Source organism: Pseudomonas yamanorum (assembly GCF_900105735.1).
GTDB classification, from domain to species: domain Bacteria; phylum Pseudomonadota; class Gammaproteobacteria; order Pseudomonadales; family Pseudomonadaceae; genus Aquipseudomonas; species Aquipseudomonas yamanorum.
Genome location: NZ_LT629793.1, coordinates 6666234 through 6678566, shown reverse-complemented (window position 1 = coordinate 6678566; position 12333 = coordinate 6666234). Strand labels below are relative to the sequence as shown.

At 60.6% G+C, this 12333-nt stretch carries 12 protein-coding genes; 6 read left to right on the top strand and 6 right to left on the bottom strand.

What is annotated here, in order from left to right; genetic code table 11:
- Positions 1-69: 69 nt before the first annotated feature.
- The 4 genes from BLU46_RS31055 to BLU46_RS31040 form a co-directional block, all read right to left on the bottom strand.
- Positions 70-498: a TOBE domain-containing protein gene (locus BLU46_RS31055; protein ID WP_063029736.1), complete on the bottom strand. Its 429-nt coding sequence runs from the start codon at positions 496-498 to the stop codon at positions 70-72.
- 162 nt (positions 499-660) lie between these two features.
- Positions 661-2070: an OprD family outer membrane porin gene (locus BLU46_RS31050; RefSeq protein ID WP_063029734.1), complete on the bottom strand. Its 1410-nt coding sequence runs from the start codon at positions 2068-2070 to the stop codon at positions 661-663.
- 204 nt (positions 2071-2274) lie between these two features.
- The gene (locus BLU46_RS31045) at positions 2275-3684 is read right to left on the bottom strand and encodes an amino acid permease (protein WP_093209552.1); all 1410 of its coding nucleotides are present in this window, start codon (positions 3682-3684) and stop codon (positions 2275-2277) included.
- A gap of 77 nt (positions 3685-3761) precedes the next feature.
- On the bottom strand, positions 3762-4796 hold the full coding sequence (locus tag BLU46_RS31040) for a histone deacetylase family protein (protein WP_093209550.1): 1035 nt from the start codon (positions 4794-4796) through the stop codon (positions 3762-3764).
- 118 nt (positions 4797-4914) lie between these two features.
- Between BLU46_RS31040 and BLU46_RS31035 the strand changes: the two genes are divergently transcribed.
- Positions 4915-5421 (top strand): Lrp/AsnC family transcriptional regulator, encoded by a 507-nt coding sequence (locus tag BLU46_RS31035; protein WP_063029728.1) that lies wholly within the window; start codon positions 4915-4917, stop codon positions 5419-5421.
- Between the two features lie 26 nt (positions 5422-5447).
- On the opposite strand, the gene BLU46_RS31030 is transcribed toward BLU46_RS31035, so the two are convergent.
- The gene (locus tag BLU46_RS31030; protein WP_093209547.1) at positions 5448-6485 is read right to left on the bottom strand and encodes an alpha/beta hydrolase family protein; all 1038 of its coding nucleotides are present in this window, start codon (positions 6483-6485) and stop codon (positions 5448-5450) included.
- 114 nt (positions 6486-6599) lie between these two features.
- On the opposite strand from BLU46_RS31030, the gene BLU46_RS32955 reads away from it, so the two are divergent.
- Positions 6600-6752: a hypothetical protein gene (locus BLU46_RS32955; protein ID WP_157721320.1), complete on the top strand. Its 153-nt coding sequence runs from the start codon at positions 6600-6602 to the stop codon at positions 6750-6752.
- A 6-nt stretch (positions 6753-6758) separates the two neighbouring features.
- Positions 6759-7379, top strand: coding sequence for a LysE family translocator (locus BLU46_RS31025; RefSeq protein WP_017475541.1), 621 nt, complete (start codon positions 6759-6761; stop codon positions 7377-7379).
- Positions 7380-7381: 2 nt separating this feature from the next.
- Here BLU46_RS31025 and BLU46_RS31020 read toward each other — a convergent pair whose 3' ends face one another.
- The gene (locus BLU46_RS31020) at positions 7382-8086 is read right to left on the bottom strand and encodes a CerR family C-terminal domain-containing protein (RefSeq protein ID WP_017475540.1); all 705 of its coding nucleotides are present in this window, start codon (positions 8084-8086) and stop codon (positions 7382-7384) included.
- A gap of 99 nt (positions 8087-8185) precedes the next feature.
- Between BLU46_RS31020 and BLU46_RS31015 the strand changes: the two genes are divergently transcribed.
- Genes BLU46_RS31015 through BLU46_RS31005 form a run of 3 tightly spaced genes read left to right on the top strand, consistent with a single transcriptional unit; the run spans position 8186 to position 12286 of the window.
- Positions 8186-9298 (top strand): HlyD family secretion protein, encoded by a 1113-nt coding sequence (locus BLU46_RS31015; RefSeq protein WP_093209544.1) that lies wholly within the window; start codon positions 8186-8188, stop codon positions 9296-9298.
- Entirely contained in the window at positions 9291-10871 is a 1581-nt protein-coding gene (locus BLU46_RS31010) for a DHA2 family efflux MFS transporter permease subunit (protein ID WP_093209542.1), read from the top strand. Before BLU46_RS31015 ends, BLU46_RS31010 begins: the two co-directional genes overlap by 8 nt.
- Entirely contained in the window at positions 10868-12286 is a 1419-nt protein-coding gene (locus BLU46_RS31005; protein ID WP_093209540.1) for an efflux transporter outer membrane subunit, read from the top strand. The genes BLU46_RS31010 and BLU46_RS31005 overlap by 4 nt, the downstream gene beginning before the upstream one ends.
- The last annotated feature ends 47 nt before the right edge of the window (positions 12287-12333 follow it).

The following is a 12333-nucleotide window of genomic DNA, read 5'->3' as shown; positions in this document are numbered from 1 at the left end:
GGTGTGTCAGATACACCGCAAACGCAGCCTCGCTCGGGCTCGACAGCTGCTACGTTGTGTGGGGTGTTATCAGGCCGGCACACCCAGGATGATATGGGACGCCTTGATCACCGCCGTGGCACTCACGCCCGGCTTCAAACCCAACTCGGTTACCGCATCGCGGGTCACGATGGAAAACACCTTCGAACCGCCCGCCAATTCGATTACCACCTCAGCATTCACCGCACCGTCATTCACGCTCAGCACCTTGCCTTCCAGGCAGTTGCGGGCCGACAGGCGGATGTCGCTGGATTCAGTCATCAGCATCACCCACGGCGCCTTGATCAGCGCGACCGCTTCCTTGCCTACGGCAATGCCCAGGTTGCGGATGCTTTCCATGGTCACCACCGCCACCAACTGTTCGCCGCCGGGCAGGGTCAACACCACTTCAGCGTTGACCGCGCCGTCCTGGACCTGGCTGACCTGGCCTTTGAATACGTTGCGTGCACTGACTTTCATGGGAACGGTCCTTTTCTTGACTTATAGGTTAGGAATTGCCGCGCATGATCAAACGTAGCGTTGTGTAAAAACAACTATAGCGCCCTGCTCTGCCGGGAATCCCACGCAAAAAAAAGGCCGCCCAATGGGCGGCCTTCAGGTGGAGCGTTTACCGACGACTCATTAAAACAGCGCGTAGGTGTAGTTGAAGATCAGGCGGGTTTGATCCTGGTCGGCAGTGCCGGTGTTGTGGCCGTGGTAGCTACCAGTACGGAAGGTGGTACCGAAGCCTTTCAGCGGGCCTTCCTGCACGACGTAATCAAGACGGAAATCGGTTTCGCGTTCCGACTGATCGCTGCCACCGGCAACCTTGGCCTTGATGTCGCTGCCGTTGAGGTAAGCAATGGACGCTTTCAGGCCAGGCACCAGGGTTCTGAAGTCATACAGATACTGGCCGAAATTGACCTGCTCGCCCGCGCGGGAGAACTGCCCAACCACTGCGTCCGTAAACAGGTAGAAGTCGGAGCCCGCCGCGCCTTGTGCGGTTGGGTCGGCGATGCTGCCCTGGTTGACCCAGACGAAGCCGCCGTCATCGCTCACGCCAATGTGGCCGAGCATCAACTGACTGCCGCCCAACTGGTACGTGAATGCAGCACTGTAGGTTTTGTTGTCGACTTCACCAGCGTGCTTGGCATAGCCGCCGTTGTTGTTGAACGCATAGCCGGCCGAACCGTTTTTACCGTCGCTGGTGCTGTCGAAATAGCGCAGGTCGGTTTTGAACGATTGGTCATTGCCCAACGGCAGTACGTGCACCAGGCCGAAATAGTTCTGTTTGTAGAAGTCTTCCAGGTTGGCGTAGTAGTACTGCAACGTCAGGTTTTTAGCGATGACGTTGTCAGAAGAACCAAACGGCTGGTAGTCAACGCCGCCAAAACGGAAGCTGTCGCTGTCGCGAGTGGCACCGGCAACGCTCAAGCCTGTGGAGTTACTCGATGCACGACCTTCAGCCTTGTTCAGCTCGCCACCGGTGAAGGTGACGTTAGGGATGTCCTTGGAGGTCAGGATACCGCCATCGAACGTTTGCGGCGCTGCGCGGCTATCGTTGGACACCAGGATCGGCAGGATCGGCGCCAAACCACCGCCCACGTGCAATTCAGTCTGGGAAATACGGAATTTAACGTTGCCGGCTGCACGACCGAAGCTGTCAGCAGGCTCGGTGCCGTTGTTCTTCACCGGGAAGAAGCTGTTGCCGTTACCCGACAGGCCATTGCCCGCTGCGTGGCCATCGCCACCGTCGAGACGCAAGGCGCCGAACGCCATCACGTCAAAACCTACCCCGATGGTGCCTTGGGTGTAGCCGGATTTGTAGTCGAAACGCAGTACTTGAGCCGCTTCACGCAGGTCGTTCGCGGTGCCGGAGTGAACGTCGGCGTTGTAGTACATGGTGCGCGAACTGATCGACGAGTGGCTGTCTTCGAGGAAGCCGCTATGGCCGTCACCCGTGCCGAGTGAACCAAGACCAAAACCATCTGCGCTGGCTTGTTGTGCAAGGACAGCCGCCGTGATGGCCAACGCTAATGTAGAGAGTTTCATTTACTGCGCCCCTGTGAACATTATTTTTTTACTGTCCTTCGAGCGAATACCGTTGCGGCCCTGCAAACGCTGCGGATTGTGGCATGGGGTCTATGGCGCAGATTGTGAAATCTTTGTCATGTTGGAATGAAAAAACCGTCATGAAAAGGCCGTAAAAGCCGGCCTTTTCCGAGGGTTGAATGCCGTTGAGTTGTATGACGACCGCTAACGTGCGGTGTGCTGATCAGGCTGGAGTCGGTGGCGAAAATGCGAGAAATGGTAGGCAACCGCCAGCCACATAAACCAGGCAGGCATCACGCAAAGGGCCAGGCGGGTATCTGGGCGAAGTGCCAGCAAGCAAAGTACGAACGCCAGGAAGCCAAGTGAAACCCACGCCAACGGCACGCCACCGGGCATTTTGTAGAGGGATTTTTCATGTAGCTCCGGGCACTTTTTCCGATAGGCAATGTAGGACGCCAGGATAGTCGACCAGGTAAAGATCACCAGAATCGCCGAAACGGTGGAGACGATGGTAAAGGCCGTCATCACTTCCGGGACTATAAACAGCAGCAGCAAGCCAAGCAGCATCAGGAAGGTGGTAAACGCCAGGCTGATAAACGGCACGCTGCTTTTTGATAGCCGTCGGAATATCCCCGGTGCGTCCCCCAGATCCGCCAAACCAAACAACATGCGACTGGCCGAAAACACTCCACTGTTGGCCGAGGAAGCCGCTGACGTCAGCACCACAAAATTCACAATCCCCGCGGCGGCAGGAAAGCCGGCCACCAGGAACAGCTCGACAAACGGACTCTTGCTCGGTGACACCTGCTCCCAGGACGTCACTGCGATGATGCACGCCAGGGCCAGCACATAGAACAGGATGATCCGCAGCGGAATCGAGTTGATCGCCTTGGGCAGCGTCTTCTCCGGCGAGCGGGTTTCCGCCGCCGCCGTGCCAATCAACTCAGTGCCGGCAAACGAAAAGATCGCCATCTGGAATCCGGCAAAGAACCCGAACAAGCCATTGGGAAACGCCGCCTGCTTATCCAGCAAATGATTGAGGGAAGCCGTGACACCGGTGGGTGACACAAACGAGCTGACGATCAATACCACGCTCACGCTGATCAAGGTCACCACGGCGATGATCTTGATGATCGCAAACCAGAACTCCACCTCGCCGAATAACCTCACCGTCAGCACATTCAAGGCAAACAGGGTCAGCAACATCGCTATCGCCGGGATCCAGGCCGGCACGTCCGGGAACCAATACTGGAAAAAGCCCCCGACCACCACCGCATCCCCCACCACCGCCACGCTCCAGCTCAGCCAATACGACCAGCCGAGAAAAAACGCCGCACGCGGCCCCAGGTAGGCACCGGCAAAGTCGGCGAAGCTTTTGAAGTTGAGGTTGGATAACAGCAGCTCGCCCATGGCGCGCATCACAAAATACACAAACAGCCCGATGATCATGTAGATCAGGATGATCGAGGTGCCGGACAGCGCGATGATCTTGCCCGAGCCCATGAACAGGCCGGTGCCAATCGCACCGCCCATGGCCATCAGCTGGATATGCCGGTTGTTGAGGGTGCGTTGCAAAGCAGGCTTTTCAATCAGCCCGGGCGCAGTTGTTTTCATCACAAAACCTCTTGTTATGTTTTTGAGTTTTGGCAGAAAAAAGTCAGGCGGTTTTTATTGTTGGAATGGGGTCGGGATCAGGCGTGTTTGTTCTCGAAACCATGCAGCACGTTGACGGCATTGATGCCGATTTCATCGACCATGTAACCGCCTTCCATCACAAACAGGGTGGGCACGCCGACGCTGGCGATGATCTCGCCAATGCCCAGAAAGTCGCGGCTTTCGAGGAGGAAATGGCTGATGGGATCGTCCTTGAAGGTGTCGACGCCGAGGGAGATCACCAGCACTTCAGGTGAGAACTTTCGCAGTTGGATGCAGGCGTCGAGCAACGCGTCTCTATAGGTGCTCCAACCGGTGTTTTTTGCCAGCGGGTAGTTGAGGTTGAAGCCCTCGCCTGCCCCTGTGCCGCGCTCGGTACTGAAGCCCGAATAGTACGGATACGACACGGACGGTTCGCCATGCAGCGAGACGAACATCACGTCACTGCGGTCGTAGAAAATGTTCTGCGTGCCGTTACCGTGGTGGAAATCCACGTCCAGCACCGCAACACGCTTGGCGCCTTGAGTGATCGCCTGCTGCGCTGCGATGGCCGCGTTATTCAGGTAGCAATAACCGCCCATGTATTCCCGCGCCGCATGGTGGCCCGGTGGACGGCACAAGGCGAAGGCGCTGTTGTGGCCTTCATCGATCAACGCCAGGCCGGTGAGCGCGATATCGGCGCTGGTCTTCACCGCTTCCCAGGTGGCACTGGTGATGGGTGAACCGGCATCCATCGCGAAGAAGCCGAGCTTGCCGTCGATGAATTCCGGCACCTGCTCATTGGCCAGGTCACGCACCGGCCACACCAGCGGCAAGGCGTCGTGGGCACGGCCGATGGCGGTCCATTCAGCCCAGGCGGTTTCCAGGAAAGACACGTAGCGTTCACTGTGGGCGTTGACGTAACAGGCCCGGTCAAACTTGCGCGGGACGATGATATCGCCCAGGCCCACATGCTTGACCCGGTCACGCACGGTGTCGGCCCGGCTGGGTTGTTCGAAGGACGGTTTGAGCACGCCATCCTTGAGTTCGGTGCCATGGTGCAAACGATGAGAATCACTAAAAACAGTCAACATGAAAGACATCCACCCGTGAAAGACAGGTGATTATTTTGTTCTGGCTACGGTGGGCTTTCTTTGCTTTTATGTGCGCCGATGCTAGCGTAATCGGGCATTTTTACCCCAATGAGCCGCCATGAAGAAAAATAAAACCAAACAGGTCGCACTTGACGACACCGATCTCGCCATCCTCGCGTTGCTGCAGGAAGACGCGAGTATCTCCAACGCCGAACTCAGCGAACGCCTGTCCCTTAGCCTCACGCCGTGCTGGAGACGGCGTAAGCGGCTGGAGGAAGAAGGCGTGATCAAGGACTACCAGGCCAACCTCGATCGCAAGATGCTGGGCCTGGAAATCATGGCGTTTGTGCACGTGCGGTTTGCGGTGCATTCCGACCATACGCCGGAAGATTTTGAAGCAGTGATCAAGGAACTGCCGCAGGTGCAGGCGTGCCACAAGATCACTGGGGATGCGGATTATCTGTTGCAGGTGCTGGCGGAGGATCTGGATGCGTACAGCGATTTTGTGGAGAGCGTGTTGCGGCGGCAGTTGGGGATTGCGTCGATTCAGTCGAGTTTGGCGTTGAAGGAGGTGAAGGCGACGAGTCGGGTGGCGATTCCGGCGGCAGACCGGAATCGAACATAACGCCTCGACGCAAAGGCAGCTAACGGCTAGCGCAGGGACTGCTGCAGGAACTCACTGATCAAGCTGATTACCTGCTGCTGAATCTGCGGCTTGGGACGAGCCCCCTTGGCATCCAGGCAGATAAAGCCTTCACCGGGGTCGCTCTGTTCAATCCGCTCCACCGCGCCCGGCTTGCAGAGGGGCAGGAAGCTGAAGTGCGTGGCGTCGCTGATTTCCACGTAGCGCGACGTGGCCTGCGGCAAGCGCTTGGCCAAGTCGGCCGACTCCAGCGCGGCGGGCAATTCCGGGGACGGCGTACCCGCCGCAATCACCAGTGTGGGCCGGTTCAGCGCCGCCAGACTTTCGTCGCTGAAGCCGCGGGCAAAGCCCAGGTCCAGCGAAACGATGGCCTCCACGCGCTTGTCGCTCAAGTCCTCGGCCAGGCGCTGTTTGGCCTGCTCCGTGCGACCCACCTCGATCAGGTCGTACGCCTTGCAAGGGGCGATCTCGGAATGCACCTTGCAGTCCTCGGTAAAGCGCTGTGGGTCGAAGCGTGCGCCGCCAACTTCCATCGCGGTCCAGCCGCCGAGCGAGTGCCCCACCACGGCGATCTTGTGCTCGGCCACCGCGCCAAAGCGTTTTGGCTGTGCGATCACGGCATCAATCACCCGATGGATATCAAGGGGACGTTTCCATAGTTCGGAGGCCGCGGGCTGGGTGCGGTCCTTGCTGGTAGTGCCGGGGTGGTTGGGCGAGGCAACGATGTAACCCTGCCCGGCCAACGCACTGGCGAGCCACGACTGGTTGATCCAGTTGCCGAAAATGCCGTGGGAGATCACCACCAGCGGGTGTTCGCCAGCAGCCGGCGTGGCCTCCTTCAAGGCGGGTGCGCCGACAAACACCGGATTGTCAGCAATCAGTTCTGGTGTGCCGGAAGCATGGGTCGGGTACCACACCGCCACCTGCAACGGCCTGCCGTGCTCAGCGTCGGGAATCACTATTTCCTGGAAGCCGATCCGAACCTCATTGGCCTGGACCAGGGTGGTTACAACCGTCAACAACAGCGCAGCACACAGCGTTTTCATCCTTGAGTTCCCTAAGTGGCTAAGCGCCATATTCTTGCACAGTATCGACAGCCCTGCGTCCATGACAGTAACCTGCTTCACCAATAAGGAAAGCCGCGTATACAGGGAGGCAGCATGGGCATTTGGGATCGTCTGTTTGGCGGGCGCTTTACCATGCCACCGCCCGAGGAAACCGACGCCAGCCATGCCGCCATCATGCGAGAGATGCGCCCTCCCGAATTCGCGCAGCAGAAGCAGATGACGATTTCCAGGGCTTTATCCAGGTAAATATCCATGTCCATCACCGATAACCTGCTGGCCTTTACCTTCGCCGCCACACTGCTGACGCTGACCCCAGGGCTGGACACGGCCCTGGTGCTGCGCACCGCCACCGTCGAGGGCAAGCAACAAGCGCTGCGCGCCACCCTGGGCATCAACGCCGGCTGTTTGTTATGGGGTGCCGCGGTTGCCTTTGGGCTGGGCGCGTTGATTGCCGTGTCCGAGGTGGCCTTCAACGTCTTGAAGTATTGCGGCGCGGCTTACCTGGCCTGGCTGGGCCTGAACATGCTGTTGCGCCCGCGCAGCTCGCTGGCACCCGTCGAGGCCGATGGGAAACCCGGCGCCAACTGGTTTTTGAAGGGCATGATGGGCAACGTGCTCAACCCCAAGATCGGGATTTTCTACGTTTCCTTCCTGCCGCAGTTCATTCCCCAGGGGCATTCCATGGTGGTATGGACGTTCGGCCTGGTCAGCATCCATGTAGTGATCAGCCTGATCTGGTCACTGATACTGATTGGCGCCACGCAGCCTTTGGCCGGTGTGCTGCGACGCGAAAAGGTGATCAAGTGGATGGACCGCACCACCGGCATGATCTTTGTGCTGTTCGCAGCCCGGCTGGCGTTCAGCAAGCGCTGAGGTCAGTGCCGGCCCCGGTGCCGTACCAGGCCTTCGAGGGTGAACCGCGCCTGCATCAGCACCACCTCCCGCACCAACTCCATTTCCTTCTGGTTCACTTCAGTCCAGTTCAAAGCTGATAGCAGCTTGGGTTTCTGCACCCGAAACGCCAGGCCCTGGGTGAACAGCGCCATGGAGTGAATCACCGTGCGCTCGTCGTCAACGGCAAGGCCCGCCAGGCGCGCGATCAGCAGGCGGATCACGTTGGCGATGCGCGCCTTGAAGCGTTCCTCGAAAGCCATGGTCGCGCTTTCGGGGCACAGTCCAGCCTGATGACGATCAAGAAACGCTCGCCACGCAGTAGTCTGGGGACTGTCCTGGATCGTGGAAACCACTGCGCCCAGGATGCCCAATGAGGCTTCGATCAACCCTTGATCATTAGCGCCGTCTTCCGCCAATGCGCTTTCGGCCGCTTCAACAGTGGGCGCCATTTTCCGCCATAACAGCGTGATCAAATGCTCGACGCATTCCAGGTAGACGCCTTCCTTGCCGTCGAAGTAGTACTGGATCGCTGGCGCATTGACCCCGGCGGCATTCGCGATGTCCCGGGTGGACGCACCGTCGTAGCCGCGCTCGCCAAAGACCACGACGGCAGCCTCGACAATACGTGCACGGGTTTCTTCACCCCGCTGATAACCCCCTTCGGCGGCCGGTTTGTGTCGTGCCATGGGTAACTCCATTTTTTTAACGTAACCAAAATATACCAGTTGACAAATTTTCGCGAAAAAACGAATTTATTCCAACTGATATAAAACTGGAGTGACTTGATGTCCGCTGCACCTCCCTCTTCTCAGGTCATTCCTGAAACCACCGTCAACGGCCAACGCGGCAAAGCCCGACGGATTCTGCTGAGTCTCGCCGGCGTGGCGCTGTTGGCCGGGCTGGCGTGGGGCGCCTGGTGGTGGCTCACCGGGCGCTTTATCGAGACCACCGACGACGCTTACCTGCAAGCCGACAGCATCAGCGTCGCCCCCAAAATCAACGGCTACGTAGCCGAGGTGTTGGTGGCGGATAACCAGAACGTGAAGCGCGGCGACGTGCTGGTGCGCCTGGACGCCCGTAAATACCAGGCGGTGAGTGACGAAGCCTCGGCGACGATTGCCGCCCGCGAGGCCGACTTTGCCAAGGCCCAGGCCGACCTGGTGCAACAGGACTCGACCATCGCCGAAGCGCGCGCCCAACTCCAAGGCGCCCAAGCCGACGCCCAGCACGCCCAAACCGAAGTCGCGCGTTATGCCCCCTTGGCGCGTTCCGGTGCCGAGCCGGAAGAGCGCCTGGCGCAGCTCAATAACCAACTCGCCCAAGCCCGCAGCACCGTGGCCGCCAAGCAGGCCGCATTGCGCTCCAGCCAAACCCGCTACGGCACCCTCGAAGCCCAGCTGAAGCAAGCCCAGGCACAACTCGGCGTGGCCAAGGCCAGTGAAGCGCAAAGCCAGCTGGATGTGGACGACGCGGTGATCCGCAGCCCCCTCGACGGTCGCGTGGCTGACCGTGGTGTGCGTGTCGGCCAATACGTGCAGCCGGGCACGCGCCTGTTGACGGTGGTGCCGGTCAGCGCGATCTACCTGACCGCCAACTACAAGGAAACCCAGATCGGCGAGATGCGCGCCGGGCAGACCGTCACCGTGCATGTAGACGCACTGCCCGGCCATGCCATCCAGGGCCATATCGACAGCCTCTCCCCCGGCACCGGCGCGCAGTTCGCGTTGCTGCCGCCGTCGAACGCCACCGGCAACTTCACCAAGATCGTGCAGCGGGTGCCCGTGCGGATTTCCCTGGATGTACCGGATGACGACGTTCGCCAGGCACTGGTACCCGGCTTGTCCGCCACCGTAGAGGTCGACACTCGCACCCACACGGCAGACACCAACCATGGCTGAAGCCATCTTGACCGAGGTGCCCGCGGACAAACCGCGCAACGCCTCGCTGACGGACTGGATCGCGGTCGCCGCCGGCTCGCTGGGGGCGTTGCTGGCGACCCTGGACATCTCGATCACCAACTCGGCACTCCCGCAAATCCAGGGCCAGATCGGCGCAACTGGAACTGAAGGCACGTGGATCGCCACGGGTTACCTGATGTCGGAAATCGTCATGATCCCCCTCGCAGCCTGGCTGACGCGGGTATTCGGCCTGCGCCGATTCCTGATCGGCACCGCGTTGATGTTCACTTTTTTCTCGATGTTCTGTGGCCTGTCTTCAAGCCTCGGCGCGATGATTGCCGGGCGCATCGGCCAGGGCTTTGCCGGCGGCGCAATGATCCCGACTGCGCAGACCATCGTGCGCACCCGCCTCCCCGCCCACCAGTTGGCAATCGGCACCACAATGTTTGGCATGACCGTGATCCTCGGCCCACTGTTGGGCCCGGTGATTGGCGGATGGCTCACGGAAAACATCAACTGGCGCTGGTGCTTCTTCATCAACCTGCCTGTCAGCATCACCTTGATCACCCTGCTGATCACCGGCCTGCCCAGCGAGCGCATGAACCTTCAGCAATTCATCAAGGCCGACTGGCTGGGCATCATTGGCCTGGCCATGGGCTTGAGCTCACTCACCGTGGTGCTGGAAGAAGGCCAGCGTGAACACTGGTTCGACTCGCAGTTGATCATCGGGTTAAGCATCACGATGGTGATCGGTTTCTTCCTGATCGCCGTCGGGCAAGTCCGCTCGAGCACGCCGATCCTGCGCCTGCAACTGGTGCTCAACCGCAGCTTTGGCAGCGTGCTGCTGATTGCCACGGCGGTCGGCGCCGGGTTGTATGGCACGGCGTATCTGGTGCCGCAGTTCCTCGGGATCTTGTCCGGCTACAACGCGCAACAGTCAGGTTCAATCATGCTGCTGTCGGGGATTCCGGCGTTTTTGCTGATGCCGATTCTGCCGAGAATGCTTGGCCGCCTGGACCTCAGGATGATGGTCGGCGTGGGTCTGTTGATGTACTGGGCCAGCTGTTTTCTCGACACCCAGCTCACCGCCCAGAGCGTCGGCCATGATTTTTACTGGTCGCAGATACTGCGGGGCTTCGGGCAGATCCTGGTGATGATGCCCCTCAGTCAGCTGTCCATGCGCTCGGTGGAAACCCGCGATGCGGGCGATGCCGCCGGGCTCTACAACATGTCGCGCAACCTCGGCGGCACATTGGGGCTGGCGCTGCTCGGCGTACTGATGGACCGGCGCAGCCACTTCCATGACGACATGCTGCGCGAAGGCATCCAGGCCAACACCCAGTTGACCCAGGACCAGATGGCGAGCAACACCGCCAGCTACCTGGCGCAAAGCGGCGACCCGTCCACCGCCTCGCTGCAAGCCCTCAGCCACCTGGCCAACGACATCGCCCAACAAGCGGCGGTGATGGCCTATAACGACGCGTTCTACGTGCTGGGACTCGCCATGCTGGCGTGCCTTCCCCTGATCTTCATCCTGAAAAAGCGCGCGGCGCAGGCAGGCCAACGAACATGATTTATCGCTCACTTCCCCTGCTCTTCACCGTCGGGCTGCTGGCAGCCTGTACTGTGGGGCCGGACTACCATGGCGCACCGGATGCCGCGCCAAAAACCCTGGCGGCCGGGCGCTTGCCTCACGCAGGCAGCGAGTCGAGTACGCCGGGTGTCGCCCAATGGTGGCAAGCCCTCGGCGATCCGCAACTCAATCAACTGGTGGCCCAAGCGCTGCAAAACAGCCCCGACATGGCGACCGCCCAGGCCCGACTCAAGCAATCGCGGGCCAGCCTGAGTGGCGCCAATGCCAACGCCCTGCCCAAGGTCACCGGCGATGCGGCGATGCTCAAGCTGCGCTCCCCCGACACCTCGGCGCTGGGTGGCAGCAGTGGCGGCGGTCGCGGGCCATTGAGCCTTTACCTCGCCGGCTTTGATGCCAGCTGGGAAGCCGACCTGTTTGGCGGCACCCGGCGTGCCATCGAGGCGGCCCAGGCGGAAAACGACGCTTCGCAGGCGCAACTGGCCGATGCCCAGGTGCAGTTGGCGGCCGAGGTGGTGCAGACCTACGCCGACCTGCGCGACCAACAGGCACGCCTCGCCCTGGTGGACGCCAGTGTCGACATCGAGCAGCAGGCGCTGGACTTGACCCAGCAACGGCGCAGCCGTGGTGTGGCCTCACAGTTGCAACTGGAGCAGGTACTGACCCAGGCAGAAAATACCCGGGCCCAGCGACTGCCGTTGCAAGCCTCCATTGTCGAGGCCGTGGATCAACTGAACCTGCTCTGCGGCCTGGAACCGGGCGAGCTGGACGCACAGCTCAGCACGCCCCGCGCCCTGCCCGCCATCCCGAGCCAGGTGCCGTTTGCCGACCCGGCGGCGATCCTGAAAGCACGGCCTGACATCCGCGTCGCCGAGCGCCAGCTGGCCTCCAGCAACGCGCAGATCGGCGAGAAAACCGCCGACTGGTTTCCCAAGCTCAGCCTGATGGGTGACTTGTCGTTCTCGGCGGCCGACCCCGGGCACCTGGCGCGCAAGGACAGCGGCACCTGGCTGCTGTTGCCGCGTTTGACCTGGAACGCACTGGATTTCGGCCGGGTGGCGGCCAATGTCAAAGGCGCCGAAGCCGGGCGCGACGAGGCCCTCGCGCATTACAAAAGCGTGGTGTTGAGTGCGTTGCGTGATGCGGATGTGGCGTTGGCCCGGTATGGCAACCAGCGGCAGAACGTGGTGCTGCTGCGTAATGTGGAGTCTTCGGCGGTACGGGCTGCGGACCTGACGCGCCAGCGTTATAAAGCAGGCACGGCGAGCACGCTGGACTGGCTGGATGCGGAACGTACGCGGTATCAGGCGCAGGAAAGCCGGATTTCCGGGGACGCGGCGTTGCTCAAGGACTTTGCGTCGTTGCACAAGGCGCTGGGGTTGGGTTGGACTCTGTAACGCGTCAGGACAACGCTAAACCCTGTGGGAGCTGGCTTGCCTGCGAT

Coding starts and splice junctions, on each gene's coding strand:
- BLU46_RS31055 (WP_063029736.1), bottom strand. CDS start 498: ATGAAAGTCAGTGCACGCAACGTATTCAAAGGCCAGGTCAGCCAGGTC.
- BLU46_RS31050 (WP_063029734.1), bottom strand. CDS start 2,070: ATGAAACTCTCTACATTAGCGTTGGCCATCACGGCGGCTGTCCTTGCA.
- BLU46_RS31045 (WP_093209552.1), bottom strand. CDS start 3,684: ATGAAAACAACTGCGCCCGGGCTGATTGAAAAGCCTGCTTTGCAACGC.
- BLU46_RS31040 (WP_093209550.1), bottom strand. CDS start 4,796: ATGTTGACTGTTTTTAGTGATTCTCATCGTTTGCACCATGGCACCGAA.
- BLU46_RS31035 (WP_063029728.1), top strand. CDS start 4,915: ATGAAGAAAAATAAAACCAAACAGGTCGCACTTGACGACACCGATCTC.
- BLU46_RS31030 (WP_093209547.1), bottom strand. CDS start 6,485: ATGAAAACGCTGTGTGCTGCGCTGTTGTTGACGGTTGTAACCACCCTG.
- BLU46_RS32955 (WP_157721320.1), top strand. CDS start 6,600: ATGGGCATTTGGGATCGTCTGTTTGGCGGGCGCTTTACCATGCCACCG.
- BLU46_RS31025 (WP_017475541.1), top strand. CDS start 6,759: ATGTCCATCACCGATAACCTGCTGGCCTTTACCTTCGCCGCCACACTG.
- BLU46_RS31020 (WP_017475540.1), bottom strand. CDS start 8,086: ATGGCACGACACAAACCGGCCGCCGAAGGGGGTTATCAGCGGGGTGAA.
- BLU46_RS31015 (WP_093209544.1), top strand. CDS start 8,186: ATGTCCGCTGCACCTCCCTCTTCTCAGGTCATTCCTGAAACCACCGTC.
- BLU46_RS31010 (WP_093209542.1), top strand. CDS start 9,291: ATGGCTGAAGCCATCTTGACCGAGGTGCCCGCGGACAAACCGCGCAAC.
- BLU46_RS31005 (WP_093209540.1), top strand. CDS start 10,868: ATGATTTATCGCTCACTTCCCCTGCTCTTCACCGTCGGGCTGCTGGCA.